Below are 25,709 nucleotides of genomic sequence, written 5' to 3' on the forward strand. Positions count from 1 at the left end.
AACGATTCCAGAGGATCAAACCATGCAAGTTCAAACCCTTCTTTGCGCGCGTCTCGTGCCCGCGCTCGTTCTGGCCTGCGCCCTTTCCGCCTGCGGCGGCAGCGGAGGTGGCGGCGGCTTCGTCGGCGGCACACCGACGCCCCCCACCACGCCCACGCAACCCGACACCGGCGTTGCCCCCGTGAAGAGCTGCGCACCCTGAGCCCCGCCGAACCATGTCCAACCAAAACAACAAGCCCATGACGAACTCACGTCGCAAATTCCTCACCGGCACGGCCACGACCGGCGCCGCCGCCCTTGCGCTCTCGGCCTTTCCGCCGAGCATCCGCCGCGCGCTCGCCATTCCGGCCAACAACAAGACCGGCACCATCCAGGACGTCGAGCACATCGTGATCCTGATGCAGGAGAACCGTTCGTTCGACCAATACTTCGGCACGCTGATGGGCGTGCGCGGCTTCGGCGACCGCTTCACCATTCCACTGCCCAAGGGCTTGAATGTGTGGCAGCAAAGCGATGCCAGCGGCAAACCCATCCTGCCCTACCACCTCGACAGCCGCAAAGGCAACGCGCAACGCGTGAGCGGCACCCCCCACTCCTGGAGCGACGGCCAGAACGCCTGGGACGGCGGGCGCGCATACCAATGGCCGCGCTACAAGACCAATGCGTCGATGGGCTACTTCAAGGAGGCCGAGGTAACGTTCCAGTTCGCGCTGGCCAATGCCTTCACGCTGTGTGACGACTACCACTGCAGCATGCATACGGGCACCAACTCGAACCGCATGTTCCACTGGACCGGCACCAACGGCCCCACGGGCGCCAACGTGGCCACCGTCAACAACGAATGGGACGACATCGGCCCGTCCACCACCGGCTACGAGTGGAAGACCTACCCCGAGCGGCTGCAGGAAGCCAAGGTCAGCTGGATCATCTACCAGAGCCTGCCGGACAACTTCACCGACAACCCGTTGGCCGGCTTCAAGCAGTACCGCAAGGCCAACGAGGATTCGGGCAAGCCGGTGAGCAACGACGGCCCGTCGCCCGCCTACGACCCGGCCAGCGACGACGCCGGCAACCCGCTCTACAAGGGCATTGCCAACACCATGCCCGACGGCGGCTTCCTCGAGCAGTTCCGCCAGGACATCAAGAACGGCAAGCTGCCGAAGGTGTCGTGGATCGTTGCGCCCGCGGCCTACTCCGAGCACCCCGGCCCCTCGAGCCCGGTGCAGGGCGGCTGGTACATCCAGGAAACGCTGGACGCGCTCACCGCCGTGCCGGACGTGTGGAGCAAGACCGTGCTGCTCATCAACTTCGACGAGAACGACGGCTACTTCGACCACTACCCCTCGCCGGCCGCGCCCTCGCTCAACCCCGACGGCTCGATGGCCGGCAAGACCACGCTGCCCGAGGCCGACCTCGCCGTGGAGCGCTTCACGCACCCGAAGCCGCCGGGCACCAGCGGCCAGCCCGCACCTGATGGCCGTGTGTACGGCCCCGGCGTGCGCGTGCCGATGTATGTCGTCTCGCCGTGGAGCCGCGGCGGTTGGGTCAATTCGCAGGCTTTCGACCACACCTCGGTGATCCGCTTCATCGAGGCACGCTTCGGCGTGAAGGAGCCCAACATCTCGCCGTTCCGCCGCGCAGTGTGCGGCGACCTCACCAGTGCATTCAACTTCGCCACGCCCAACACGGAAGCGCTGCCCACGCTGACGGGACGCACGACCAAGGCTGACGCCGACAAGCTGCGTGCCGACCAGCAGGCCCTGGCGCAAGTGGCGTTGCCGCTCGACCCGCAACTGCCGCGCCAGGCCACCGGCACACGCCCCTCGCGCGCCCTGCCATACGAGCTGCACACGAGCGCGCGCGCCGATGTCATCAAGGGCCAGATGCGGCTGATCTTCAAGAACAGCGGCAAGGCCGCGGCCGTGTTCCATGTGTACGACAAGCTCAACCTCGACCGCCTGCCGCGCCGTTACATGGTCGAGCCCGGCAAGACGCTCGACGACACGTGGAACCCCACGACCGACAACAGCGGCTTCTACGACCTCTGGGTGCTCGGGCCAAGCGGCTATCACCGCCACTTCAAGGGCGACCTCAACCGGCTTCGCGCCGGTGGCGCACCCAACCCCGAAGTGCAGGTGTGCTACGACATTGCAAACGGCAACGTGTACCTGGAAATGCTCAACGGCGGTGGTGGCGCCTGCAAGTTCACAGTGCGCGCCAAGGCCTACCGCGACGACGGCCCGTGGAACGCCACGGTGAGCGGCGGCGGCAAGGCCGAGCAACTGTGGGTGCTGGCCAGCAGCGGCCAGTGGTACGACTTCGCCGTTACCTGCGATGCCGATCCGGCCTTCTATCGCCGCTTTGCCGGCCGCGTCGAAACCGGCAAGCACTCGGTGAGCGATCCGGCCATGGGCCTCGCCGATCTCTGACAACGGACGGGGCCAACGCACCTGCATCGGGATATTGGCCGGCACAATTGCACGGCCCCTGTGCCTGTTCACGTGCAACCGGGGCGGCTGTCACACTGACGCCGCCCCTTTTTCTTTTTTACGCCGGCATTCCATGCTCCAAGAAGAACGATTCCTGCGCATCCGCAGCCTGCTCGCCACCTTCTCGCGACTCAGCGTCGAGCGCGTCATGCAGGACCTCACGGTGTCGCGCGAAACGGTGCGCCGCGACCTGCTCGAACTCGAAGGCCTGGGCGAACTGCGCCGCGTGCATGGCGGTGCCGTTGCCATCAAGGCGGAGCCCGAGCCGCCGCTCGCGGTGCGGCTGGTGGCGCGCCAGCGCGAAAAGCGCGCCATTGCCAAGGCCGCCGTCGCACTACTGCGGCCGGGGCAGACCATCTTCATGGACGCGGGCAGCACCATGTCGATCTGCGCGGAAGAGATCGGCACGCTGAGCGGCATGACGGTCATCACCAACTCGCTGAACATCGCGCTCAAGTTCGCGGGCGCGGGCGAAGGCCGGCTCACCGGCAACCAGACCATCCTGCTGGGCGGCCAGATCGACGTGAAGGCGCAGGCTACCTGCGGCGACACCACAGTCGAGGCCATACGCCGCTACCGCGCCGACGTGGCGCTGCTGTCGCCGGTGGGGCTGCACGCCAAGCACGGCGCAATGAGCTTCGAGCACCACGAGGCCACCGTTGCGCGCGCCATGGCCGAGCAGGCGCAGCAACTGGTGCTGTTGGCCGACCACGCCAAGATCGGCCAGGCCAGCCGCGTGACCTATGCGCGGACGACGGACATCGACGTGGTGGTCACCGATGCCAAGGCGCGCGAACTGCCGGGGCTGTCGGCACTGCGCAAGGCGTGCGAGCGGGTGATAGTGGCCTGAGGCGCATCGCATGCTGCGACCGGACGCTTCCCCTCCCTCGCGATGGGCGATGGCGGCCCTGGGCGCCGCAGCCTTCTTGCTCGCATCGGCGCCGGGCCTGGCTTCCGCTGCATCGGGCTGCCTCGAAACGGCCATGCAAGCCCCTTCGCCGTCGCGCGCACTCGCGATGGCGAGCTTCGCACTGCAGGAGCACGAGGCCTTCGGCGGCCAGTCCATGGATGCCGAAGGCCGCATGACCGAAGCCGGCGACTCCGAAGCCGAGGACACGCGCCGCACGGTGCCGGGCCTCGCGCCATGGCAGCGGGTGCTGGGCTACTGGCAGGCCGTCGATCCGCAGCTCCCGTCGCTCGTTCGCTTCGGCGCACTGCGGGGCGCCGACCGGCACCTGCTGATGCAGGCGTTGAACGAGGCGACGGCCGGGCGCCTGCAGGGCATGGGCGTCGGCCCCGACGAGGGGCTTGATTCAGTGGAGCTGCGCGCCGTTCAGGCCGCACTGAGCCGGGTCGCGGTGATCGACACGCCCTGGTCCGCGGCCTTCATCAGCTGGCTGGCGCGGCAGGCGGGGCTGGCGGACGACGAGTTCGTGTTCTCCGAGGCACATGTCGACTATGCGGGCGCTGCGTGGCAAGCCGGCGTCGAGGAGGCTGCGGGCCGCCCCACGCGCTACGCCCTGCGCACCTGCGATCTGACACGCACGCCGCCGCGCGTCGGCGACCTGGTCTGCCAGGCACGCGGCGCGGGCGCCGGATTCGACACCTTCGACAAGATCGGTGAAGTGCTGGCCGCGCGGGACACCGGCGGCGAACCGCTGCCCATGCATTGCGACGTGGTGGTGGCTGTGGATGCCACGGGCTTCGACACCGTGGGCGGCAACGTGCTGCAGTCGGTCACGCGGCGCCGGCTCGACTTTGCGCCGGGCACGCGCTGGCTGGACCCGAGCTACCTGCCCGAGGGATGCACGCCGGGCGCGCCGGGGTGCATCGATCGCCACATGAGCCGCCAGCCCTGGTCGCTGCTGCTGCAGTGGCGCTGAGCGCGCTTACGCTTCCTTGTAGTACGCCTCGACTGTGCCCTTGAGCTTGAGCAGCAGCGGCTTGCCCTTGCGGTCGAGGGTCTTGCCGGCGGGCACCTTGATCCAGCCTTCGCTGATGCAGTATTCCTCGACGTCGAGGCGGTCCTTGCCGTTGAAACGGATGCCGATGTCGTGCTCGAACGCGGCGGCCACGTGGTGCGGGCTGCGCGGATCGATGGAGAGGTGGTCGGGAAGGGGTGGGCGGGGAGTGGCTTCTGTCATGGCGCGTGATGATAGGGGCTCCCGGGCCCGACCCTATCGCCGCTTCTTCGCGGGCCTTGCAGGCGGCTTGGGCGCGAAGCCCAAGGCGCCCCGCGCCAGCGCGTCGGCCTCGCCATTGCGGTGGCGCGGAATCCACTGCACGCGCACGTCGTCGAAGCTGCCGAGCAAGGCGCGCGCATCGTCGAACAGGCCGGCCAGGCGCTCGATCGGTTTCGCCCCGGCCGGGCCGAGCTGCTCGACCAGGATGCTGTTGTCGCTGTAGGCCCGCACCGCCGTCGCACCCCGCTCGCGCAGGTCTTGCAGCGCGAGCGTCAGCGCCCGCAGTTCGGCCTCGTTGTTGCAGCCTGTGGCATGCGTGGCTTGCGACAGCGTGTGGCGCGTGCCGTCAGGCGCGGTGATGACGGCGCCGATGCCCATGCGCCCCGGGTTGGGCATGGCGCTGCCGTCGCAGTAGACGGTCCACGGAAGGCTGTCGGGCCTGGCTTCTCCTGCACTCATTCAGCAGTTGCCGCGCTTGATGCCTGCGAGGTTCTGGCAGGGCCGCTGGCCGGGCGGCGGCCCAGGGTCGTGCACATGCGGTGGCGGCCGGCGAATGGGGCGCACGCCGTCGTAGTACGGGTCGGGGCTCAGGATGACGACGGCCGGGGGATCGGCCGCCGCGGGCTGCGTGTCGGCGGGATAGCGCGGGATGATGGCCGGGCCCGAAGGCGGATTGCTCGCCACCTGGTTGGGCGGTGCAATCGGTGCTGTCGGGGTCGGCGCCGGTGTGTAGTCCGGCCGGCGCGCCTCGGCGGGTGGCGACTCAAGGATCGGCACCTGCCGCGACTGCTTGCTACCCGCCGGGCAAGCCACGTTGGTGTAGGAGATGGCCCCGCTGGCGTCCGTGCAGCGCACCACCTCCGCCGCATGTGCGCCCAGCGCCGCAGCGAAGATCATGAGGGAGGCAGCCAAGGTGCGCATCAGTCGATTTTTCGGCAGGGTTGCAGTCAGGTCAAACACCCGGGGACCGCCCCGGGGTCATCAAACACCCGGGGACCGCCCCGGGGTCATCCACTGTAGCCGTTGCGAGAGCATTTCGCACCTGCGGCATGATCGCGGGCATGGACAACCACCGCCCGCACCCGCTCGTCATCGTCAAGCTTGGAGACACCTTCGAGGCCCTGCGCGCGCAGCGCGGCGACTTCGAGCACTGGATTGCCGACGGGCTCGACACGCACGCGCTGCCCCTGCTGGTGGTCGATCCGCGCCGCGGCGACGCCCTGCCCGACCCGGCCGAAGTGTCAGGCGCGGTCGTCACGGGTTCGCACGCGATGGTGTCGCACCGCGAACCCTGGAGCGAGACCACGGCCGCCTGGCTCGCGCAACTCGTGGCACGCGACACGCCGGTGCTCGGCATCTGCTACGGCCACCAGTTGCTCGCGCATGCGCTCGGCGGCGAGGCCGGCGACCACCCGCAGGGCGCGGAGGTCGGCACCGTGACCGTCACGCTCGACAATGCCGCCGCTACCGACCAGTTGCTGCACGGCCTGCCCGCGCAGTTCCCGGCCCACGCGGTGCACTGGCAGAGCGCTCTGCGCCTGCCCGAAGGCGCGGTGCGGCTGGCCGGCAACGACCACGAGCCGGTGCACGCGTTCCGCGCGGGCGCGCATGCCTGGGGCGTGCAGTTCCACCCCGAGTTCGACGCCGACGTCATGCGCGGCTACATCGACCAGCTGGCCGGCGACCTGGCTCGCGCCGGCACCGACCCGGCCGCACTGCGCGAGCACGTGGTCCCGACCGATGCAGCGGCCGGCCTGCTCGGGCGCTTCGCACGGATCGTCGAAGCGCATCACGGCGTCTGACGCCCTGCGCTGACAAAAAGCGCGTTTCGCTTCGGTTAAGGTGCGGTCCATTCGCCGTTTGCCCAACCCATCTTTCATGACCACTCCCTCCCCCGCGCCGACCCGCAAGCATTTTTCGATGCTCCGGGAATTCCACCTGGCCGACGCCTTCACGCTCGGCAATGCAGCCTGCGGGGTGGGCGCGGTGTTCCTCGCGATGGCCTTCATGGCGAGCCAGTCGCTCGCACAGTTCCTGTGGTCGGCCGCGCTCGCACCGGCCGCTTTCATCTTCGACGTGCTCGATGGCCGCATCGCGCGCTGGCGCCAGACGCAATCTGCCCTCGGTCGCGAGCTCGACTCGCTGGCCGACATCATCTCCTTCGGCATGGCGCCCGCGGCGCTCGGCTTCGCGGCCGGACTCAACGGCGGCTGGGACTGCGTGATCCTGATCTATTTCGTGGGCTGCGGCGTGAGCCGGCTCGCGCGCTTCAACGTGACGGCCGAGGCACTGTCGGCCGGCTCCGACAAGGTGAAGTACTTCGAGGGCACCCCCATCCCGACCAGCGTGGTGCTGGTGGGCGTGCTGGCATACGCGGCCTGGCAGGGCCACATCGGCAGCGCCTTGTGGGGCGGCGCCTGGGTCATCGGGCCGTGGCAGTTGCATCCGCTCACGCTGCTGTTCGCCCTGTCGGGCACGCTCATGATCAGCAAGACGCTGCGAATCCCGAAGTTCTGACCGATCACTCGAGACGAAGGAGACACGCCGATGACCATGAAGCTGTATTTCGACCCGCACAGCCGCTCGCACATCGCCAAGTGGATGCTCGACGAAGCCGGCGCCGACTACGAGATCGTGACCACCCTGCTCAAGGACAAGGCGCACAAGAAGCCTGAGTTCCTGAAGATCAACCCGGCGGGCAAGCTGCCGGCGCTGGTCGACGGCCAGGCGCGCGTCTTCGAGAACGCCGCCATCTGCATGTACGTGGCCGAGAAGTTTCCGGGCAAGCGGCTCGCGCCCCCTGTCGGCACACCAGACCGGGGCCGCTACCTGTCGCTGATGGTCTATTCGACCGCGCAGCTGGAGCCCGCGATGGGCGACGCCATCCTGAAGATCCGCAGCAACAACAGCGCGCGCGGCTGGACCAATTTCGAAGCGGCCAAGGACGCGGTCGAGCGCGAACTGCGCTACGGGCCCTACCTGTTCGGCGCGCAATTCACCGCGGCCGACGTGATGATCGGCTCGATGCTCATCTGGCACCGCGCGTTCGGCGGCGTCCTGAACCGGCCTACGCTCGACGCCTACATCGACCGGCTGCAGGCCCGGCCCAAGGGCATGAAGTTCGGCTGAACTCTGCGCGGCATGCCGCGCTGGTGACAACGCGCGGCAAAGGTACGTCCTTTAATCGGCTTCCTTGTTCCTTTCCAATAAGAGAGACGCCCGCATGACATCGAAGAACGCCACGCCTTCCCGGTTTTCGCTCACGGCCCTTTCCGTGGGCCTGGTCGCCCTGCTCGCCGCCTGCGCGAGCACGCCGCCGCCCGGCGGGCGCAGCGTGACCATCGAGCGCACCACCTTCGGCATCCCGCACATCACCGCGCCGGACTACGAAGGCCTGGCGTACGGCAGCGCCTATGCGCATGCGCAGGACAACGTCTGCCAGACGGCCGAGCACCTGCTCACACTGCGCGGCGAGCGCTCGCAGTTCCTGGGCGCGCAGAACACCGGCGACCTGGGCCTGGGCCGCGCGCCGAATGCGCAGATCGACCTGTTCATCCGCTATCACATGGACGACGCCGCGCTGGCGCGTGCAGGCGCTACCACGAGCCCCGACGTGCAGGCCGCGTTGCGCGGCTACGTGGCCGGCTACAACCGCTACCTGCAAGACGCCGGCCCCAACGGGTTGCCCGAAGCCTGCCGCGGCAAGCCCTGGGTGCGGCCGATGACGGCCGGCGACCTGTCGCGCGCCACCGAGATGTCGATGATCCAGGGCGGCCTGGGCGCGCTGGCCGGCGCAGTGCTGGCCGCGGTGCCGCCCGCCCCCGGCGCCAAAACAAGCGCCGCGCCGGTGGACCTGAAGGAAGCCGTGGCCGAAATCGGCCGCCACAGCTTCAACGCCAACCCCGAGGGCGGCGAGTTCGGCTCCAACGGCTGGGCCTTCGGGCGCAATGCCACGCCGGACGGCAAGGGCCTGCTGCTCGGCAACCCGCACTTTCCGTGGACCGGCACCAACCGCTTCTGGGAAATGCACCTCACCATCCCCGGCAAGCTCGACGTGATGGGCGCCACCGGCGGCCTGAGCCCTGTGGTGGCCATCGGCTTCAACAAGGACGTGGCCTGGACGCACACCGTGTCGACCGGCAAGCGCTTCACGCTGTACGAGCTGAAGCTCGACCCCAATGACCCGACCATGTACCTGGTCGACGGCCAGCCGAAGAAGATGGTCGCGCGCACCGTGGCACTGCCCGCCGCGGCAACGGGCGGCACCGCGCCGCCGGTGCAGCACACCTTCTATTCGACCGACTGGGGCCCCGTGATCTCGCTGCCGCGCGCCGGCCTGGGCTGGACCGCGCAGAAGGCCTACGCCATCCGCGACGCCAACACGCTCAACGTGCGCTCGGCCGAGAGCTGGATGAAGATGGCACTGGCCCGCAACGTGACCGAGCTACGCGCCGCCATGGGCAACCAGGGCATGCCGTGGATCAACACCATCGCGGCCGACCGCGACGGCAACGCGATGTACGCCGACCTGTCGGTGGTGCCCGACGTATCGGTCGACATGCTGAAGAGTTGCGCGCCCTCGCCCGCCGCCGCCGCGCTGCTCAACGCAGCCGGGCTGCCGGTGCTCGACGGCTCGCGCAGCGCCTGCGCATGGAACCGCGACAGCGCGGCCGCAGCGCCCGGCATCATCGCGCCGGCGCGCATGCCGGTGCTCATCACGCCGGACTACGTGCAGAACAGCAACGACAGCTTCTGGCTCAGCAACCCCGACACCGCGCCGATGGCGGGTGTGTCGCCGTTGGTGGGCCCGATCGGCGTGCCGCAACGACTGCGCACGCGCAGCGCGATCATGGAAATCCGCGGCCGGCTCTCGGGCGGCGACGGCCTGCCCGGAAACCGCATGGGCGCGGCCGAGCTGCGCAGCGTGATCTTCCGCGACAGGAATCTCGCAGGCATGCTGGTGATGGACGATCTGCAGGCCGCCTGCAGTGCCGCCGGTAACACGCTCACCACCGATCAGGCGCTCGGCTGCCGCGTGCTCACCGCCTGGGACCGCACCAGCAATGCCGAATCGAAGGGCGCACCGCTGTTCCGCGAGTTCTGGCGCAAGACGAAGGACGTGCCCAAGGTCTGGCGCGTGCCGTTCGACCCCGCGCAGCCAGTGGCGACGCCCGCCGGGCTCGACATGGCCACGCCCGCCACGCGCGAAGCCGTGTTCAAGGCGCTGGGCGACGCGGTCGGCATCCTGCGCACCGCCGGCTTCGCGGCCGACGTGCCGCTGGGCGTGCCGCAGTCGCGCCTGGTGCGCGGCCAGAAGATCGCGCTGCACGGCGGCGACGAGTTCGAGGGCGTGCTCAACAAGCTGGAGTCGCAGGGCCAGTCGCTGATCGACCCGAAGGGCTACAACGTCAACTACGGCAGCAGCTACATGCAGGTCGTGACCTTCGACGCCAACGGCCCGGTTGCTCAAGGCCTGCTGACCTACGGCCAGAGCAGCGACCCGGCTTCGCCGCGCGCCTACGACCAGTTGCCGCTGTTCGCAGCCAAGCAGTGGCACCCGCTGCCGTTCCACCCCGCCGACGTGCGAGCGCAGCGCGAAGGCACTCCGCTGCAGCTCGCGTACTGACCGCCCATCCATGTCACAGCAAACCGCCCTTTCCCACACCGCCCCGAGCGGGCTCGACGAACTGATCCGCATCGCCGAGGCGCAGCCGCTGTCGCCAGCCTGCGATCACTTCTACTTCCTGCGCCACGGGCAGACCGGCCGCAATGCGCTGCGCATCTTCCAGGCGGTGAACGAGCCCCTGAGCGAGCTTGGTCTGCAGCAGGCCGCGCGCGCCGCCGGGCTGCTGGCCGGCGAGCCGATCAGCACCGTCGTGTGCAGCGACGCGCGGCGCGCGCACGACACCGCGTACACCGTGGCCACGACGCTGAAGCTCGTGCCGGCCGCACAGGCCGCGCTGCGCGAGCGCAACTTCGGCGCGCTGATCGGCACCTCGTCCGTCAACATCGACTGGGCCTGCGAGCCGGAGGGCGGCGAAACGCTCACGCAGTTCGTCGCACGCACGCGCGACGCGCTCGACACAGCCCTGCGGCTGCCCGCCCCGGTGCTGGTGGTGGCACATGGCGGCACGCTCTACGCGCTGGCCGCCCTCCTGGGCGTGCCCGTCGACGTCGGCCTGCTCGGCAATGCACAGCCCTTGCGTTTCGAGCGCCGCGGCCCCACATGGGCCGTGACGCCGCTGCTGCGGCAAGCCGACGGCGACGCAGCCCTGGCCTAGCCTCCCCCCACTCCTCGGGCCTTGTTGCCGTCCACCCAACGAACCGCCACACACCATGGAATTCAAGGACTACTACAGCGCACTGGGCATCGACCGCACCGCGTCCGACGACGAAGTGCGCAAGGCCTACCGCAAGCTCGCCCGCAAGTACCACCCCGACGTCAGCACCGAGCCTGACGCCGAGAAGCGCATGCGCGACATCAACGAGGCCAAGGACGTGCTTGGCGACAAGGAAAAGCGCGCCGCCTACGACGCGCTGGCCGATCGTGTCGCGCGCGGAGGCCATCCTGAGGGCGACTTCCAGCCACCGCCGGGCTGGGACGAAGGCTTCGAGTTTCACCGCGGCCCGCGCCAGGGCCCGGCCGACCACGCCGACTTCAGCGAATTCTTCTCGTCGCTGTTCGGCGAGGCCGAACGCCGCGGCGCCGCGCGGCAAAACTTCCGCGCGCGCGGCGAAGACCATCATGCGGCCATCGAGATCACGCTCGAAGACGCGCTCAACGGCGCCGAGCGCGAGATCACGCTGCGCGCGCAGACCGTCGACGCACAGGGCCACCCGCAGTGGGAGAACCGCACGCTCAGCGTGAAGATCCCGCCGGGCGTGCACCCGGGCCAGTTCATCCGCCTCGCGGGGCAAGGCATGCCCGGCCACGGCGGCGAGCCGCCCGGGGACCTGTACCTCGAAGTGCGCATCGCGCCGCACAAGCTGTACCGCGTGGAAGAACGCGACCTGTACATGACGCTGCCCATCACGCCCACCGAAGCCGCGCTGGGTGCGCAGGTGCAGGTGCCAACGCCCACCGGCGGCGTGGTCGAAGTGACCGTGCCGCGCAACGCGCGCAACGGCCTGAAGCTGCGGCTCAAGGGCCGTGGCTTCGCAGGCAAGACGCCCGGCGACCTGTACCTGCTGCTCGACATTGCGCTGCCGCCCGCCGACAGCGACGATGCGCGCAAAGCCTACGAACAGCTGGCGCAAGCCACGGCATCGTTCCACCCACGCCAGCATCTGGGAGTCTGAGCATGGTGAATTTCACTGTCACAACCGCCACCGCCGTCAGTGCCTCGCAGCCGCTCGCGGCGAGTGAACTGGCGCACGCCGTTGGCGCCGACACCACCTGGGTCGTGCAACTGGTCGAGGTCGGCATCCTGCGGATCGAAACGACCGAGACCCAACCCGAGCGCTGGCAGTTCTCCAGCGCCGACCTGCAGCACGCGCTCGAAGCGCGCCGGCTGGAGCGCGACTTCGGCGTGGGCCTCGACGCGGCCGCGCTGATCCTCGACCTGCAGCACGAGGTGCGCCGGCTCAAGGCGGTGCTGCAGGCGCGCGGCCTGCGCTGAGCTACTGCATCTGCTGCAGGTTGCCGATGCGCACCAGCATCTCGGTGAACATCTGCAGGTCGGCGTCGAGGTCGGGCACTTCCTTGTATTCCTTGGCGTTGTGCCCGGTGTACTTCTTGCCGGGCATGCCGGGGCCGAAGCTGATCGCGTTGGGCATCTGCTTGGCCGTGGTGGCGCCGGCCGCGGATACGGGCTTGGCCTCGAGGCCGGTGGTGTCGCCGTAGATGTTGAGCAGCGTCGTCAGCCACTGGCCAGAAGGATCGCGCGCCATCCAGTTGCCCTGGTCGTACTTGATCTCGACTGTGGCCTTGTTCGCCGCAGCCCAGTCATTGATCTTCGCGGTGACTTGGGTCTTGAGTTCTTCGGGCGTGCGGCCGCGCGGCATGCGCGTGTTGACCGCCACTACCACCCGGCCGTCGGCACCGGTGCGGATCAGGTTGGGAGAGAAAGTCAGTGGCCCCATGAAGTCGTCCCTGTAGCCCAGGCCGATCTTCTCGCCGAGGTAGCCGGTGCCGTAGAGCGCATCGACGTACTTCACCGCCTTGAGGAACTGGTTGTCGGCCAGCGTCACACCGGACTCCAGCAGGAACAGGCCCAGCCGCGGCAGCGGATTCACGCCGTTCTGGGGCTCCGAGCCATGGGCCGAGGTGCCGGTGACCTTGATGGCGATGCTGTCCCCGTCACGCGTGACGGCAATCGCAAACTTGCCGCCCTGCGGTTCGTACTTCTGCAGGAAGGCCGGTTTCGCGGCTTCGAGCTTTGCGAGCACCGCAGCGAGGTCGCCGCCCTTGAGCGTGGCGGTGGCGGTCTGCGAAATCGCGTTGACCGCGGCGGCTGCGCCCATGTCCGTGATCGCGGTGACTGCACCATCGGTTTTCTCCGCAGGGAAGAACACACTCAGCGAGCCCGCGCCCTTCTCGGCCACGACCGCGGGGTAGCCGCTGTCGAGCACGATGTTGTAGGCCGGCAGCGGCACCTTGCCGCGGTAGTACTCCATGGCGTCGCCACCGGTTTCCTCGGTGGTCTCGATCATCAGGCGCATGGTGCGCTGGATCGGCAGGCCGCTTTCCTTCACCGTCTTCATTGCATAGAGCACGGCGGCGATCGAGCCCTTGTCGTCGATGGTGCCGCGGCCGTAGAGGCGGTCGCCCACGCGGACCATGGTGAACGGATCGAGCCGCGTACCGTCGTCGAGCACCCACTCGGACAGCACCGCGGGCACCACGTCGGAATGCGTGAGGATGCCGAACTCTTCAGTGCCCTTGCCCTTGAGGCTGACTTCGAAGATGCGGTTGTCGACGTTGCGATACGCAAGCCCGAAGTCTCGCGCCATCTTCTCGACCAGCTTGCCGAAGTCGATGATCGTCGGGTTCTCGTGCGGCGGGATCTGCACGTTGCGCGCAGTCGGCAGCGCCACCATGGCACCGAGGCTCGCGATCACGGCCTTCTGGTTGTGCAGGCGGTTGTACAGGCCGAGCAGACGCGCGATGTTGGTGAGGTCGTCACCAGCCAGCGGTGCCTTCTTGCGATAGGCGGCCACGGCGGGCTTCAGCTCGGGGTTGGCCTTCTCGGCCTGGGCCAGGAAAGCGTTGAAGCTGGAGGCGGGCTTGCCGCCTTTCCAGGCCGCGGCCAACTGGTCGAGCGCGGGTTTCTTGAGCGTCTCCGAGAAGGCCGGTGCGGTGAGGCCAACTGCCATCAAGCCCATGGTGAGGGCTGGCAACGAGAAGCGAAATTGCAGCATGTGCGTGACTCCCTTTTCACAAAATGGAAGCCTTCGACGATACCCGAGCCACGCGCTGCGACAGGGCCCTGCGCACTACGAAGAAACGTTGCGCACGAGGGAGAAAGCGCGGCTTTAAGTTCGCCAACCGCGTGCGTTACTGCATCTGCTGCAGGTTGCCGATGCGCACCAGCATCTCGGTGAACATCTGCATGTCGGCGTCGAGGTCGGGCACTTCCTTGTACTCCTTGGCGTTGTGCGCCGTGTACTTCTTGCCGGGCATCGCGGGGCCGAAGTTGATGGCGTTGGGCATCAGCTTCGCGGTGGTGCTGCCAGCCGTGGGCACCGGCTTGGCCTCGAGGCCGGTGGTGTCGCCGTAGATGTTCAGGAGGGTCGAGAGCCACGCGCCCTTGGGGTCGCGCGCCATCCAGTTGCCCTGGTCGTAGGCAACCTCGAGCTTCACGTTGTTCGCGCTCGCCCACGCATCGATCTTCGACGTGACCTGCGCCTTCAGTTCATCGGGCGTGCGTCCGCGCGGCATGCGCGTGTTGACCGTGACTTCGAGCCTGCCGTCATTGCCCATGCGCACGAGGTTGGGCGAGAAGGTCAGCGGGCCCATGAAGTCGTCGGCGTAGCCCAGTCCCATCTTCTCGCCGAGGTAGCCGGTACCGTAGAGCGCGTCGATGTACTTCACGGCCTTCAGGTAGTGGTTGGCGGCCAGTGGCACGCTGGACTCCTGCAGGAACAGCGCGAGGCGCGGCAGCGGATTCACGCCTTCCTCTGGCCGCGAACCATGGGCCGAAACGCCTGTCACTTTCAGCTCGATGCCGTCGGCGCCGCGCGCAATGTCGATGGCGAACTTGCCGCCCTGCCCTTCGTATTTCTGCAGGAAGGCCGGCTTTGCTGCTTCGAGCTTTGCGAGCGCGGCCGCGAGGTCGCCGCCCTTGAGCGTGGCCATCGCCGTCTGCGAAATCGCGTTGGCCGATGCGGCGCCGCTCATGGCCGTGATGGCTGTCGATGCACCATCCGCCTGCTCCGCCGGGAACAACACCTTCAGCGCGCCCGAGCCCTTCTCTGCCACCACGGCCGGGTACTTGCTGTCGAGCACGATGTTGTAGGCCGGCAGCTGCGTCTTCGTGCGGTAGTACTGCATCGCGTCGCCGCCGGTTTCCTCGGTGGTCTCGATCATCAGGCGGATGCTGCGCTCGATGGGCAGGCCGCTTTCCTTCACGGCCTTCATCGCGTAGAGCACTGCGGCGATCGAGCCCTTGTCGTCGATGGTGCCGCGGCCGTAGAGAAAGTCGCCGATGCGGGTCATCTTGAAGGGGTCGAGCCGCGTGCCATCGTCGAGCACCCATTCGGACAGCACCGCAGGCACCACGTCGGAATGCGTGAGGATGCCGAACTCCTCGCCGCCTTTGCCCTTGAGGCTGACTTCGAAGATGCGGTTGTCGACGTTGCGGTAGGCAAGCCCGAAGTCGGTCGCCATCTTCTGCACCAGCTGACCGAACTCGATGATCGGCGCACTTTCATGGGGCGGCACCTGCACGTTGCGCACCGTCGGAATCGCCACCATGGTGCCGATGCTCGCAATCACGGCCTGCTGGTTCTTCAGGCGGTTGTAGAGGCCGAGCAGGCGCGCGATGTTGACGAGGTCGTCGCCGGCCAGCGAGGCCTTCTTGCTGCGGTACGCATTCACGCTGCTCTGCAACGCGGGCTGGCTCTTTGCAGCCTGCGCAAGGAAGGCGTTGAAGTCGGCGGCCGGCTTGCCGGCCTGCCACGCGGCGGCGAGCTGATCGAGTTGGGGCTTCTTGATGGTTTCGGCGTGCGCCTGCGCACCAAGGGCGAGCGCGACGCCCAAGGAAAGCGCCGACAATGAAAATCGAAAATGCTGCATCAGGGTCTCCCCCTCATTCTGAAAACACTCCCCGACGATAGCCGAGCAAAGAATCGAACGAACAATGAGCAACAGCACCGACAAGATCCGCTGCGCCTGGGCCCAGACCGACCCGCTGCTGGCCGCCTATCACGACGCCGAATGGGGCGTGCCCGAGCGCGACAGCCGCGCGCTGTGGGAAAAGCTCATGCTCGACGGCTTCCAGGCTGGCCTCTCGTGGCTCACCATCCTGCGCAAGCGCGATGCGTTCCGCAAGGCCTTCAAAGGCTTCGTGCCGGAGAAGATCGTCAAATTCACCGAGGCCGATGTCGAGCGGCTGATGCAGGACGCCGGCATCGTGCGCTCGCGCTCGAAGATCGAGGCCACCATCGGCAACGCGCGTGCCTACCTCGCGATGCAGGCGGCGGGCGAAGATTTCTCCGAATTCATCTGGGGCATGGTGGGCGGCAAGCCCATCGTCAACCGCACCGGTAGCGTTCCGGTGAAGACGCCGCTGTCGGAGGATATTTCCGCGGCGCTCAAGAAGCGCGGCTTCAAGTTCGTGGGCCCCGTCATCGTCTACGCGTGGATGCAGGCCACAGGCATCGTGGACGACCACGCGCACGACTGCCACCGGCACGGCGCCAAACACAAACCCAAGCCCCAATGAAAAAACCGGACGCTGCTTTCGCAGGTCCGGTTTTTTATTGACGTGTGACTGAGGCGGCTTGCGCCGCCTTCAATTACAGGCCGGCTTGACGCGTGAAGGTCAGGCCCTTCGCTTGCGAGGGGATCACGCTGCCAGCGAAGGTTTCGGGACGCAGGTTCTGGCCAGGTGCGTGTGCAGCGGCCACAGCCTCGCTGCGAACAGTGGCGCGGTCGACCGAAGCGGCCAGGGCGGGCGTTGCGGTCGACGCAGCGCCTTCGTTGTCGCCATAAGCGTTGCCGGCACGGGCAGCTGCCACGGCTTGGGGCGCCACTTCGGCGCGGCTGTAGCCAGAGGTCAGGGGCTGAACGCCTTCGTAGGTTTCTGCATGGGCGCCAGCGGCGGCGAGCAGGGACAGAGCGGCGGCAGCGAGGATGTTCGAGGTCTTCATTTCAATTCCTTCTTCATTGGGCTTTTGGGTGCCCCAAGTGTGCACCGCGATTCCTAGGGTAAACCCCCGCTCAATCGAATCGCAGTGTTCATGAAATTGAAACAATAACGAGGAACTTTCGGTTGAGGCTAACTCAACTGCCCTTTCGGTCGCCGGAACTGCGGTTAGTTTGTGTACTTTTCTTCTAGCCCGTCAAGTGACGAGCATCGCGCAAGCAAATCCAAGCACGTTGCATGCCAGCTACTGCGCCCTGCAAGCTCTCTGTCGCCCCAATGGGCCCGGTCCGCGAGCTTTGCACAATTCGCAATTCAAGAAAGATCTTGCCCATAATGACGGCTTGATTGGGCAAATGGTTGCGAATGAGCCTCGCCGTATTTGCGAATCTTGCAAATAACCGGATCAAGCGATGAAGAAGACTTTCATGGGCGTGCGGCTGCGCAGCCTGCGCGAGGAGCGCGGCCTGAGCCAGCTCGCGCTCGCGCAGCAGTTGGGCCTGTCGCCCAGCTACCTGAACCAGATCGAGCAGAACCAGCGGCCGCTCACGGTGCCGGTGCTTCTGCGCCTGCATGCCACGCTGGGCGTCGACATCCAGGCCTTCTCCGAAGACGAAGAAGCGCGCCTCATCGCCAGCCTGCGCGAGGCACTGGCCGACAACCCCGGCGGCGATGCCGTCGCGCTGGCCGAGCTGCGCGAAGTCGCCACCCAGATGCCCGCCGTGGGCCGCGCATTGGTCGCGCTGCACCAGCGCCATCGCGATGCGATGGAGCGGCTCGAAGCACTGGCAGGCGAACTCGGCGACGGACGCGGTGATCTCGCACGAATGCCGCAGGCGCGGCCCATGCCCTTCGAGGAAGTGCGCGACTTCTTTTTCGCGCACCAGAACCACATCGCGCCGCTCGATGAAGCGGCCGAAGCCCTCGCCGCGCAATGGCGCCTGCGCGAAGGCAACCCCGGCGACCGCCTCGCGCGCCAGTTGCTCGATGCGCATGGCGTGCGGGTTGTGCCCGCCGAAGACGGCGAGGCCGGCGCGCAGCGGCGCTACGACCCGGGCTCGCGCGTGCTGAGGCTCTCGCCCTACCTGGAGCCCGGGCAGCATGCATTCCAGCTCGCCACGCAGCTCGCCTTCTTCGAAGTGGGCGACATGCTCGACGAGCTGGTGGCCGCCGCGCCGCTGTCGAGCGACACCGCTCGCTCGCTGGCGCGCATCGGCCTGGCCAACTACTTCGCCGCCGCGCTGCTGCTGCCCTACGGCGAGTTCCTCGAAACTGCCGAGCAGTTGCGCTACGACATCGACCAGCTGGCGCGCCGCTTCGGCGTGGGCTTCGAGACCATCTGCCACCGCCTGAGTTCGCTGCAGCGGCCCGAGGCGCGAGGCGTGCCTTTCTTCCTGATCCGCGTCGATCGCGCGGGCAACATCTCGAAGCGGCAATCGGCCACGCACTTCCACTTCTCGAAGACCGGCGGCACCTGCCCGTTGTGGAACGTGTACGAGGCCTTCGCGCAGCCAGGCCGCGTGCTCACGCAGCTCGCTCGCATGCCAGACGGACGCGCCTATCTCTGGATTGCACGCACCGTGTCGCACGGCTATCGCGGCTACGGTTCGCCCAACAAGACCTTCTCGATCGGGCTGGGCTGCGACATCAGCCACGCCACGCGGCTGGTCTATTCAAAGGGCATGGACTTGCGCGATCCCGATGTGCCCACACCCATCGGCGCGGGCTGCAAGGTGTGCGAGCGCGAGGCCTGCCCGCAGCGCGCGCTTCCGTTCGTGGGCCGGCCGCTCGACGTGGACGAGAACCAGAGCCGGTTCATGCCTTACGCGGCAGCACCGTCCGGCAACAACGCGATCGTCAGGAGCGCGGCCAGGCGCGCACCAGGGTCCGCAGCGCGACCCCGCCGCTCCCCTTGACCTCGGCGCGGTAGGTGCCCACCAGGGCCTCGCGCTCGGCCGCGGCCTGCGGGTCGTTGCGCCAGGCCAGCAAGGCGGCCACATCGGCATCGGGCAGCGCGGCGAGCAGTGCCTGCGTTATCTGCTTTTCGAACTCGCGCGCCACCAGCATCAGGTTGCGCGGGCGCGTCGACGTCACACCACGCGACCACAGCGTGTCGAGAGCCATGTCGAGCGTGCGGTCCGGCAGCGAGCTGAGTTGTCCGCCGTTGCCGCGCGCCAGTTGCTTGACCACCGCGCTCATCAGCAGCTGGCTTGAAAAGTCGATCTCGCGAACATCGGCCACGGCCGTGCGTTCGAGCAGTTCGGTGCGCGCTGGGTCGGCCGGCTTGGCGCGCTCGCGGTTGAAGAACTCGGCCCTGCTGGCCTCGCTCATCGCGGTGTAGTCGGTACGCAGCTTCACGAAGCGGGCCACAGCGGCCTGCACTTGCGGGCTGAGTGCGGCACCGCCGTTGCCTGCCGATGCCACTTCCTGCTGGATAGCGGACACCGAGGCGGCTGTGTTGAATGCGCGCGTGGCAGCCGTGTCCAGCGCCTTGAGCGCCTTGTCGGCGATGGCTTGGTCATCGGGGTCAAGCAGCTCCTTCGCTCCGCGCGCGACAGCGCCGGGTGCATAAGAAGCCTGGTAGCGCGCCTGCACGCCTTCGAACTGCAGGAGTGCTTCCGCGCGGTTCTGCGCCCAGCCCATCAACGGGGCCAGAAACAGCAAAAGCAACAGGGAGAAACGGAACGGCGAAAGACGGTTCGGAGAGAGCATGGTGCCATTATTGGCACACCTGCCCGCTCCCCACGTCGCGCCATCTTGTGAAGTAACGCAAAAGTTCAGGCTCGTCGCCATGGAATCGAAACGTGCCGGCTTGCAGCCAAGCAACTGGATGTGACCGGCCGCGAGGCATATGATTCAACCGAGATATTTCGCAAATTCGATTGAATAATTTTCATGCTCCAGTCGATCCTCGAAATACGTCATCTGCGCACGCTCATCGCGCTTCGCGACACCGGCAGCCTGGTGCGCGCGGCGCAATTGCTCAACCTTACGCAATCGGCGCTGTCGCACCAGATCAAGCTGCTCGAAGACCGCTACGACGCACAGCTGTTCGAGCGCAAGTCGGTGCCACCGCAGTTCAGCACCACCGGCCTGCGTCTGCTTCAGTTGGCCGACACGGCGCTGCCGCTCATCGAAGAAGCCGAGCGCGACGTGGCGCGGCTCGCGCTGGGGCGCAGTGGCCAGCTGCGCATCGTGGTCGAGTGCCACGCCTGCTTCGACTGGCTCATGCCGGCAATGGATGCGTTCCGCCAACGCTGGCCCGAGATCGAGCTCGACATCGTCTCGGGCTTTCACTCCGACCCGATCGCGCTGGTGACGCAGAACCGCGCCGAAGTGGCGGTCGTGTCCAGGGAAGGCTCCGACGAAGCGGTGGACTATCACGCGCTGTTCCGCTTCGAAATCATGGCCCTGCTGGCCAACGACCATCCACTGACGGCCAAGGCTTACCTCACGGCGCGCCACTTCACCGACCAGACGCTCATCACCTACCCCGTGCCCGATGAAGTGATCGACGTCGTGCGGCAGGTGCTGGCGCCTGCGGGCGCGGAGCCTGCGCACCGGCGCACGACCGAGCTCACGGTGGCAATGCTGCAGTTGGTAGCCAGCGGGCGCGGCGTGGCAACACTGCCGCTGTGGGCGGTGCAGAACTACCTGGACCGCGGCTACGTCACAGCCCGGCGCGTGGGCAGCAAGGGGTTGACGGGGCGGCTCTACATGGCATGCACGCCGGGCACGTCGGAGCAGCCGTGGCTGGCGGACTTCGTGCGCATCACGCGAGAGAACTGCTTCAGGAGCCTGCCGGGAATCGAACTGCTCTGAGCGTTTTTTCTCTTCAGAACCGCGTGCCCACCGACAGCCGCACCATGTCCTGCGCGGTGAAGTTCACCTTCGGGTCGTAGGCCGCGCGAACGAACCAGCGCGGCCAGTCGTAGGTGACTGTCAGGCCCGCGCGGCGAATGAACCGGCCATCGACAGTGCCCTGCTTGGCCAGCAGGTCGACAGTCAGGCGTTGCCGCTCGGGCAACGGCACGCGGTAGATCAGATGCACGTCCTGCTGGTCGGGGTTCAGCCGGTTGTCGCGGATCAGCGAGAGCGACAGCGCCGTGCCGTCCGTCCACTTGTAGCCGCCATACACCGTGTACGAATCGTTCGGGTCGAAGTTCAGGTTCGCGTAGTTGCGAAGGTTGGTGCGGCCCAGCCCCGTGCCGACGAACCAGCTGTCGCCGGTTTCCACCGCCAGGCTGCCGCCCACGAACCCACCCGAGGCGGCCTGCAACGACGGCAGCACCCGCACCGGCCCCAGCGTGAAGGTGTGGTCCCACCCCACGCGCGGCTGCGCGAAGTCGAGTACCGGCGAGCGGAACCAGCCGATCCAGACATTGCCGTCTCCGTAGGTGTAGCGCAGGTTCATGTCCAGCCCCGGTCCCGCGGGCAGGCCGCCGCCGGAAACCCGGTAGGCGCCCACGGTGAGCTTGAATGGCAGTTCGGCCGGTTCATCGTCGGCCCATGCGACCGGCGCGAGGCACAGCAGGGCCGCGGCAGCAGCGAATCTTCGATGGCGCGCCGGCGTGCTCAAAACATGCTCGCGCCGATGTTGATGAGCAACGCGAGCACGGTCGTGTTGAAGAGGTAGGCCAGGATGCAATGCACCGAGCCGATGCGCCGCAGAGGCTTGGACACGAAGGACACATCCGCCGTCTGCCCCGAGGTGCCGATCACCGCGGAGAAGTAGAAGAAATCGCCGTAGGTCGGCGGTTCGTCCTCCGGAAACTGGAGGCCGGGTTTTCGCCCCTGGCCCGCCCCGGCGTAGTAGTCATGCGCGTAGTGCAGCGTGAACATGATCTGCGTGAAGGCCCACGACGACATCACCGTGAGCCCGGCCAGCGTGATGTGCGCGATCTTCTCCAGGCCGTGCATGTCCTTCACCACCGCGAGTTCGCCGCCGATGGCCGCCAGGCTCGCAATGGCCGACACCACCACCAGCACGAGGATGACGATCTGCCCATCGTCCTGCATCTGCGCGCGATAGCGCATGTGCTGCTGCGACGACCGGGTCATCATGACCGCGGCCAGCAGCACGTACAAGCAGGCTCCCGTGTTCCACGCGATCAGCAGGCGCGTGACCAGGTGGGCTTCGACAGCCGAAGGTATGAGCACGCCGGTCGCAATGGCGATGGCCGTGGCAATGAAGAGTCGCGGCCGGGCGGCCATCGGGCGGAGGAATCTGTGTCGCTGGAGTTTCATCAAGGCTTGGGCACGGCACGCCGCCGGGGTGGCGGCGCTACGGCCTGACCTGCGACTGTCGACGATGCTCTCTTGCGGCTACCTGACGAAGCGCCTTTCTGGCGCACCGCGCCGAGCAGCCAGTCACGAAAAGCCGCAACTTTCGGCCGGTCGCGGCTGCCCTCGGGGCACACGAGGTAGTACGCGAAGTCTTCGAGCCACGTCACTTTCGAGAGCTGCACGAGCCGGCCCTGCGCGATCTCGGGAGCCATCATGGCCGCGGGCAGCAGCGCCGCGCCCTGCCCTGCGAGCACCGCCTGCAGCAACAGGCTAGCGTCGTCGAAAGAAGGCCCGCGCGCCGGGCCGGCATCTTCGATGCCCTGCGCCTCGAACCACAGGCGCCAGCCCTTGCGATCGGCATCGTTCACGCGCGGCCACCGCAGCAGGTCGGCCGGCTTTTTCGGCTTGCCGTATTCGACGATCAGCGCGGGAGCGGCGACGGGAACCATCTCGACCGTGAGCACGCGCTGGCTGGCAAGCCCGGGGTACTGGCCCATGCCGTGACGGATGGCGACGTCTACGCCGTCGCGCGAGAAATCGGCTAGCGCATTGCTGGTCAGCACCTGCAGGTCGATGTCGGGATGTGCGTCCTGGAAGGACTTCAGGCGCGGCACGAGCCAGGCGGAAGCAAAGAACGGCGTGGCGCTCACGGTGAGCAGGCCGGTCTCCGCAGGCACGGCCACCTTCTGCGTGGCATCGCTGATTTGCCTGAAGGCATTGCGCACGGGCGGCAGATAGGCCTGGCCCGCGTCGGTCAGGAAGACGCCGCGATTGACGCGGCGGAACAGCTGCACGCCGAGATGCAGCTCCAGCGTCTTGACGAGCTGGCTCACGGCGCCGGGGGTCACGCACAGCTCGTCCGCCGCGTTCTTCACCGAGAGATGGCGCGCCGTGGCTTCGAAGGCGCGGAGTGCGTTGAGGGGCGGGAGCTGGTGTTCCATTATTTAGAAATTCTGATTCAGTAATAGCAGAAATTCTGGTTTGCGGCTCAGATTTATAAGCGGGAGTATTCGCACACTCGAAATCAATCAATTCAGATATTCTGATCTTTAAAGGCCTATGCCCTTGAGCCACACGCCAACCTCATCGCAAGCCGGCGGCCTCTTCCGCGGCTGGCTGGTGGTCGCAGGCGCCTTTGCCGTGACCTTCGTCGGCTTCGGCAGCGCCTACACCTTCAGCGCCTTTCTCGAATCGCTGCAGAAAGACTTCGGTGCCTCGCGCGGCTCGGTCTCGCTGGTGTTCTCGCTGGCAGGCTTTCTCTACTTCGGCCTCGGTGTGCTCAGCGGTCCGCTGGCCGACCGCTGGGGTTCGCGGCGGCTGGCCGTCGCCGGCATGGTGCTGGTCGGGCTGGGGCTGGCGCTTGCGGGGCAGGCGCGAAGCCTGACGCAGATCTATCTCGCCTACGGGCTGGGCGTCGGCCTCGGGGTCGGTGCGTCGTACGTGCCGGTGCTGGGCGCTGTGCAGCGCTGGTTCGTCAGGCGGCGCGGCTTTGCCTCGGGGCTGGCCGTGAGCGGCATCGGCGTGGGCACGCTGGTGATGCCGCCGCTGGCCTCGCTCTTCATCGAGACGCTCGGCTGGCGGAACGCCTACCTGGCGCTAGGCGCGCTGGCGGTGGTGGTAGGCGTGGGCATGGCGCTGCTGATCGAGAACGACCCGCGCGACCGCGGGCTCGGCCCCGACGGCGATCCGCCGCAGCCGAAGGCTGCATCGGCCCAGGCCGAGGGCTTCACGGTGCGCGATGCCGTGCGCTCGCGGCGCTTCGCCGGCCTGTACGTGGCCTGCCTCATCAGTTCCTTCGGCCTGTTCGTGCCCTTCGTGCATCTGGTGCCCTACGCGCTGGACCATGGCGTGCCCAATGCGCATGCGGTGCTGCTGCTGGGCGCCATCGGCGTCGGCAGCACGGCCGGGCGCTTCTTTCTGGGCGGGCTGGCCGACCGTATGGGACGCGCGCAGACCATGCTGCTGATGTCGACCGGCATGGCGCTGTCGCTGCTCGTGTGGGCAGCGTCCAGCGGCTTCTGGGGGCTGGCGGTGTTCGCGTTTTTCTACGGCGCGTTCTACGGTGGCTTTGTCGCGCTGCTGCCGGCGCTGGTGATGGACTACTTCGGCGGACGCAACATCGGCGCGATCATCGGCGTGCTCTACACCAGCGTGGCCTTCGGCACGCTGGTCGGCCCGGCGGCCGCGGGCTTTGCCTTCGATGTGAGCCGCAGCTACCTGCTGCCGATCCTTTTCAGCGTGGGGGCCAACCTCGTGGCGGCCGGCATCATGTGGGCGATGTCGCGGATGGACGCTTCTGCAAAGCTGGCCAGCACGGCCTCGCCGCGGGGTACAGTCGGGCATGACCCAAGCACCGCCCGCCGCTCCTAGCCCGCCTCCCGCATCGGCTGCACCTGCCGAAATCACGGAAAACCAGGCGATCATGCGCGCCTGGGTGCTTTTCACCGTGTTGTTCGTGGTGGTAATCGGCCTGCTTTGGGCTCTGCACTCCCACTACGGCTGACCACCGCCAGCGTCCGGCTCAGGGCGCCTTCTGCACCAGCTTCAGCACGCTCGAAAAATCGAGCGCGCCATGGCCCGCGAGGCTGTGTGCCGCATAGAGGCTGCGCGCCAACCCACCCAACGGCGTTGCCGCGCGCACGGCGGTCGCGTTTTCCTGCGCGAGCCCCAGGTCCTTGAGCATCAGGTCGGTGCCGAAGCCGCCGGCATAGTTCTTCGAGGCGGGCGAGGTTTCCATCACGCCCGGCATCGGGTTGTACTTCTCGAGCGCCCAGTTGCCGCCCGAGCTGCGGCGCATGATCTCCGACAGCACCTTCGGATCGAGCCCGTTGGCCACGCCCAGCGCCAGCGCCTCCGAAGTGCCGATCATCAAAATGCCGAGCAGCATGTTGTTGCAGATCTTCACTGTCTGACCCGCACCGGCAGCGCCAGCGTGGAAGATGTTGGCTCCCATCTTTTCGAGCACCGGACGCGCGCGCTCCAGGTCTTGCACTTCGCCACCGACCATGAAGGTCAGCGTACCGGCAATCGCGCCGCCAGTGCCGCCCGACACGGGCGCATCGATCATCGCGATGCCCTTGACGGCGGCCGCTTCGGCCACCTTGCGCGACGTGGCCGCTGCGATGGTGCTGCTGTCGATCACCAGCGTGCCGGCGCGAATGCTGTCGAGCAGGCCGGGCTTGCCGGCGCCACCGAGGAACAGGCCCTCGACATGCGCGCTGGCCGGCAGCATGCTGATGACGACTTCGGCGTCGACCACCGCTTCTGCAGCCGAAGCGGCAATGGGCAGGCCCTCGCCGCCGAACTTCTTGCTGGCCTCGGCCGAGAGGTCGAAGGCGCTGAGCGTGTGGCCGGCCTTGAGCAGGTTCATGGCCATCGGGCCGCCCATGTTGCCGAGGCCGATGAATGCGATCTTCATTTGTCTTGTCTCCGTTGTTCTGTGCGGG

General features: G+C 67.4%; 26 protein-coding genes. 15 read left to right on the top strand and 11 right to left on the bottom strand.

The window, feature by feature from the left end; all coding sequences use genetic code 11:
• The first annotated feature begins 22 nt into the window (after window positions 1-22).
• The 4 genes from AC07O3_RS10805 (at window position 23) to AC07O3_RS10820 (ending at window position 4,372) form a co-directional block, all read left to right on the top strand.
• Window positions 23-202 carry a hypothetical protein gene (locus tag AC07O3_RS10805; RefSeq protein WP_093055695.1) on the top strand — a complete coding sequence of 60 codons (180 nt, stop codon included), beginning with the start codon at window positions 23-25 and terminating at the stop codon, window positions 200-202.
• Window positions 203-239: 37 nt separating this feature from the next.
• Complete coding sequence (locus AC07O3_RS10810; RefSeq protein ID WP_440531839.1) at window positions 240-2,429, top strand: phosphocholine-specific phospholipase C; 2,190 nt, start codon at window positions 240-242, stop codon at window positions 2,427-2,429.
• A 133-nt stretch (window positions 2,430-2,562) separates the two neighbouring features.
• Entirely contained in the window at window positions 2,563-3,339 is a 777-nt protein-coding gene (locus AC07O3_RS10815; RefSeq protein WP_093055693.1) for a DeoR/GlpR family DNA-binding transcription regulator, read from the top strand.
• Window positions 3,340-3,349: 10 nt separating this feature from the next.
• On the top strand, window positions 3,350-4,372 hold the full coding sequence (locus AC07O3_RS10820) for a DUF2272 domain-containing protein (RefSeq protein WP_495339286.1): 1,023 nt from the start codon (window positions 3,350-3,352) through the stop codon (window positions 4,370-4,372).
• Window positions 4,373-4,378: 6 nt separating this feature from the next.
• On the opposite strand, the gene AC07O3_RS10825 is transcribed toward AC07O3_RS10820, so the two are convergent.
• From AC07O3_RS10825 to AC07O3_RS10835, 3 genes are read right to left on the bottom strand one after another with little or no spacing between them, the layout of a single operon-like run.
• On the bottom strand, window positions 4,379-4,633 hold the full coding sequence (locus AC07O3_RS10825) for a DUF3297 family protein (RefSeq protein ID WP_093055689.1): 255 nt from the start codon (window positions 4,631-4,633) through the stop codon (window positions 4,379-4,381).
• A gap of 33 nt (window positions 4,634-4,666) precedes the next feature.
• Entirely contained in the window at window positions 4,667-5,131 is a 465-nt protein-coding gene (locus AC07O3_RS10830) for a ribonuclease HI family protein (protein ID WP_495339287.1), read from the bottom strand.
• Window positions 5,132-5,584 (bottom strand): hypothetical protein, encoded by a 453-nt coding sequence (locus AC07O3_RS10835; RefSeq protein WP_143042589.1) that lies wholly within the window; start codon window positions 5,582-5,584, stop codon window positions 5,132-5,134.
• Between the two features lie 149 nt (window positions 5,585-5,733).
• Between AC07O3_RS10835 and AC07O3_RS10840 the strand changes: the two genes are divergently transcribed.
• The 7 genes from AC07O3_RS10840 (at window position 5,734) to AC07O3_RS10870 (ending at window position 12,291) form a co-directional block, all read left to right on the top strand.
• Window positions 5,734-6,474, top strand: a complete 741-nt coding sequence (locus AC07O3_RS10840; RefSeq protein ID WP_093075082.1) for a glutamine amidotransferase — start codon at window positions 5,734-5,736, stop codon at window positions 6,472-6,474.
• A 76-nt stretch (window positions 6,475-6,550) separates the two neighbouring features.
• The gene (locus AC07O3_RS10845) at window positions 6,551-7,189 is read left to right on the top strand and encodes a CDP-alcohol phosphatidyltransferase family protein (RefSeq protein WP_093055684.1); all 639 of its coding nucleotides are present in this window, start codon (window positions 6,551-6,553) and stop codon (window positions 7,187-7,189) included.
• A gap of 30 nt (window positions 7,190-7,219) precedes the next feature.
• A complete protein-coding gene (locus AC07O3_RS10850) occupies window positions 7,220-7,801 on the top strand; it encodes a glutathione S-transferase family protein (protein WP_093055682.1) in 582 nt (193 codons plus the stop codon).
• Between the two features lie 94 nt (window positions 7,802-7,895).
• On the top strand, window positions 7,896-10,298 hold the full coding sequence (locus AC07O3_RS10855; protein ID WP_495339288.1) for a penicillin acylase family protein: 2,403 nt from the start codon (window positions 7,896-7,898) through the stop codon (window positions 10,296-10,298).
• A 10-nt stretch (window positions 10,299-10,308) separates the two neighbouring features.
• A complete protein-coding gene (locus AC07O3_RS10860) occupies window positions 10,309-10,953 on the top strand; it encodes a histidine phosphatase family protein (protein WP_495339289.1) in 645 nt (214 codons plus the stop codon).
• A 55-nt stretch (window positions 10,954-11,008) separates the two neighbouring features.
• The gene (locus tag AC07O3_RS10865; RefSeq protein WP_093055677.1) at window positions 11,009-11,971 is read left to right on the top strand and encodes a DnaJ C-terminal domain-containing protein; all 963 of its coding nucleotides are present in this window, start codon (window positions 11,009-11,011) and stop codon (window positions 11,969-11,971) included.
• A 2-nt stretch (window positions 11,972-11,973) separates the two neighbouring features.
• Window positions 11,974-12,291 (top strand): chaperone modulator CbpM, encoded by a 318-nt coding sequence (locus AC07O3_RS10870; protein WP_495339290.1) that lies wholly within the window; start codon window positions 11,974-11,976, stop codon window positions 12,289-12,291.
• A 1-nt stretch (window position 12,292) separates the two neighbouring features.
• Here the strand turns inward: AC07O3_RS10870 and AC07O3_RS10875 are convergent, their stop codons facing one another.
• Both AC07O3_RS10875 and AC07O3_RS10880 read right to left on the bottom strand, forming a co-directional pair.
• Window positions 12,293-14,032, bottom strand: coding sequence for a dipeptidase (locus AC07O3_RS10875; RefSeq protein WP_495339291.1), 1,740 nt, complete (start codon window positions 14,030-14,032; stop codon window positions 12,293-12,295).
• A gap of 136 nt (window positions 14,033-14,168) precedes the next feature.
• The gene (locus AC07O3_RS10880; RefSeq protein ID WP_495339292.1) at window positions 14,169-15,908 is read right to left on the bottom strand and encodes a dipeptidase; all 1,740 of its coding nucleotides are present in this window, start codon (window positions 15,906-15,908) and stop codon (window positions 14,169-14,171) included.
• A gap of 64 nt (window positions 15,909-15,972) precedes the next feature.
• On the opposite strand from AC07O3_RS10880, the gene AC07O3_RS10885 reads away from it, so the two are divergent.
• Window positions 15,973-16,557, top strand: coding sequence for a DNA-3-methyladenine glycosylase I (locus AC07O3_RS10885; protein WP_495339293.1), 585 nt, complete (start codon window positions 15,973-15,975; stop codon window positions 16,555-16,557).
• A gap of 73 nt (window positions 16,558-16,630) precedes the next feature.
• On the opposite strand, the gene AC07O3_RS10890 is transcribed toward AC07O3_RS10885, so the two are convergent.
• A complete protein-coding gene (locus tag AC07O3_RS10890) occupies window positions 16,631-16,984 on the bottom strand; it encodes an alpha/beta hydrolase (RefSeq protein ID WP_093073331.1) in 354 nt (117 codons plus the stop codon).
• 406 nt (window positions 16,985-17,390) lie between these two features.
• Here AC07O3_RS10890 and AC07O3_RS10895 point away from each other — a divergent pair, with 406 nt between their 5' ends.
• Window positions 17,391-18,893, top strand: a complete 1,503-nt coding sequence (locus AC07O3_RS10895) for a short-chain fatty acyl-CoA regulator family protein (protein ID WP_495339294.1) — start codon at window positions 17,391-17,393, stop codon at window positions 18,891-18,893.
• Here the strand turns inward: AC07O3_RS10895 and AC07O3_RS10900 are convergent.
• Complete coding sequence (locus AC07O3_RS10900; protein WP_495339295.1) at window positions 18,835-19,689, bottom strand: hypothetical protein; 855 nt, start codon at window positions 19,687-19,689, stop codon at window positions 18,835-18,837. The two genes, AC07O3_RS10895 and AC07O3_RS10900, sit on opposite strands and share 59 nt — an antisense overlap.
• Window positions 19,690-19,872: 183 nt before the next feature.
• Here AC07O3_RS10900 and AC07O3_RS10905 point away from each other — a divergent pair, with 183 nt between their 5' ends.
• Complete coding sequence (locus tag AC07O3_RS10905; protein WP_093073326.1) at window positions 19,873-20,799, top strand: LysR family transcriptional regulator; 927 nt, start codon at window positions 19,873-19,875, stop codon at window positions 20,797-20,799.
• 13 nt (window positions 20,800-20,812) lie between these two features.
• On the opposite strand, the gene AC07O3_RS10910 is transcribed toward AC07O3_RS10905, so the two are convergent.
• Genes AC07O3_RS10910 through gcvA form a run of 3 tightly spaced genes read right to left on the bottom strand, consistent with a single transcriptional unit; the run spans window position 20,813 to window position 23,204 of the window.
• Window positions 20,813-21,556, bottom strand: a complete 744-nt coding sequence (locus AC07O3_RS10910) for a hypothetical protein (protein WP_495339296.1) — start codon at window positions 21,554-21,556, stop codon at window positions 20,813-20,815.
• Complete coding sequence (locus tag AC07O3_RS10915) at window positions 21,553-22,191, bottom strand: DUF1345 domain-containing protein (protein ID WP_495339297.1); 639 nt, start codon at window positions 22,189-22,191, stop codon at window positions 21,553-21,555. The genes AC07O3_RS10910 and AC07O3_RS10915 overlap by 4 nt, the downstream gene beginning before the upstream one ends.
• Before the next feature lie 32 nt (window positions 22,192-22,223).
• Entirely contained in the window at window positions 22,224-23,204 is a 981-nt protein-coding gene (gene gcvA, locus AC07O3_RS10920) for a transcriptional regulator GcvA (protein ID WP_093176214.1), read from the bottom strand.
• Window positions 23,205-23,322: 118 nt separating this feature from the next.
• Between gcvA and AC07O3_RS10925 the strand changes: the two genes are divergently transcribed.
• Window positions 23,323-24,633 carry an MFS transporter gene (locus AC07O3_RS10925; protein WP_495339298.1) on the top strand — a complete coding sequence of 437 codons (1,311 nt, stop codon included), beginning with the start codon at window positions 23,323-23,325 and terminating at the stop codon, window positions 24,631-24,633.
• Between the two features lie 151 nt (window positions 24,634-24,784).
• On the opposite strand, the gene mmsB is transcribed toward AC07O3_RS10925, so the two are convergent.
• A complete protein-coding gene (mmsB, locus tag AC07O3_RS10930) occupies window positions 24,785-25,681 on the bottom strand; it encodes a 3-hydroxyisobutyrate dehydrogenase (RefSeq protein WP_495339299.1) in 897 nt (298 codons plus the stop codon).
• Window positions 25,682-25,709 lie beyond the last annotated feature (28 nt).

This window comes from Variovorax sp. GW821-FHT09D05 (genome assembly GCF_059416325.1).

Coding starts and splice junctions, on each gene's coding strand:
- AC07O3_RS10805 (WP_093055695.1), top strand. CDS start 23: ATGCAAGTTCAAACCCTTCTTTGCGCGCGTCTCGTGCCCGCGCTCGTT.
- AC07O3_RS10810 (WP_440531839.1), top strand. CDS start 240: ATGACGAACTCACGTCGCAAATTCCTCACCGGCACGGCCACGACCGGC.
- AC07O3_RS10815 (WP_093055693.1), top strand. CDS start 2,563: ATGCTCCAAGAAGAACGATTCCTGCGCATCCGCAGCCTGCTCGCCACC.
- AC07O3_RS10820 (WP_495339286.1), top strand. CDS start 3,350: ATGCTGCGACCGGACGCTTCCCCTCCCTCGCGATGGGCGATGGCGGCC.
- AC07O3_RS10825 (WP_093055689.1), bottom strand. CDS start 4,633: ATGACAGAAGCCACTCCCCGCCCACCCCTTCCCGACCACCTCTCCATC.
- AC07O3_RS10830 (WP_495339287.1), bottom strand. CDS start 5,131: ATGAGTGCAGGAGAAGCCAGGCCCGACAGCCTTCCGTGGACCGTCTAC.
- AC07O3_RS10840 (WP_093075082.1), top strand. CDS start 5,734: ATGGACAACCACCGCCCGCACCCGCTCGTCATCGTCAAGCTTGGAGAC.
- AC07O3_RS10845 (WP_093055684.1), top strand. CDS start 6,551: ATGACCACTCCCTCCCCCGCGCCGACCCGCAAGCATTTTTCGATGCTC.
- AC07O3_RS10850 (WP_093055682.1), top strand. CDS start 7,220: ATGACCATGAAGCTGTATTTCGACCCGCACAGCCGCTCGCACATCGCC.
- AC07O3_RS10855 (WP_495339288.1), top strand. CDS start 7,896: ATGACATCGAAGAACGCCACGCCTTCCCGGTTTTCGCTCACGGCCCTT.
- AC07O3_RS10860 (WP_495339289.1), top strand. CDS start 10,309: ATGTCACAGCAAACCGCCCTTTCCCACACCGCCCCGAGCGGGCTCGAC.
- AC07O3_RS10865 (WP_093055677.1), top strand. CDS start 11,009: ATGGAATTCAAGGACTACTACAGCGCACTGGGCATCGACCGCACCGCG.
- AC07O3_RS10870 (WP_495339290.1), top strand. CDS start 11,974: ATGGTGAATTTCACTGTCACAACCGCCACCGCCGTCAGTGCCTCGCAG.
- AC07O3_RS10875 (WP_495339291.1), bottom strand. CDS start 14,032: ATGCTGCAATTTCGCTTCTCGTTGCCAGCCCTCACCATGGGCTTGATG.
- AC07O3_RS10880 (WP_495339292.1), bottom strand. CDS start 15,908: ATGCAGCATTTTCGATTTTCATTGTCGGCGCTTTCCTTGGGCGTCGCG.
- AC07O3_RS10885 (WP_495339293.1), top strand. CDS start 15,973: ATGAGCAACAGCACCGACAAGATCCGCTGCGCCTGGGCCCAGACCGAC.
- AC07O3_RS10890 (WP_093073331.1), bottom strand. CDS start 16,984: ATGAAGACCTCGAACATCCTCGCTGCCGCCGCTCTGTCCCTGCTCGCC.
- AC07O3_RS10895 (WP_495339294.1), top strand. CDS start 17,391: ATGAAGAAGACTTTCATGGGCGTGCGGCTGCGCAGCCTGCGCGAGGAG.
- AC07O3_RS10900 (WP_495339295.1), bottom strand. CDS start 19,689: ATGCTCTCTCCGAACCGTCTTTCGCCGTTCCGTTTCTCCCTGTTGCTT.
- AC07O3_RS10905 (WP_093073326.1), top strand. CDS start 19,873: ATGCTCCAGTCGATCCTCGAAATACGTCATCTGCGCACGCTCATCGCG.
- AC07O3_RS10915 (WP_495339297.1), bottom strand. CDS start 22,191: ATGGCCGCCCGGCCGCGACTCTTCATTGCCACGGCCATCGCCATTGCG.
- gcvA (WP_093176214.1), bottom strand. CDS start 23,204: ATGGAACACCAGCTCCCGCCCCTCAACGCACTCCGCGCCTTCGAAGCC.
- AC07O3_RS10925 (WP_495339298.1), top strand. CDS start 23,323: ATGCCCTTGAGCCACACGCCAACCTCATCGCAAGCCGGCGGCCTCTTC.
- mmsB (WP_495339299.1), bottom strand. CDS start 25,681: ATGAAGATCGCATTCATCGGCCTCGGCAACATGGGCGGCCCGATGGCC.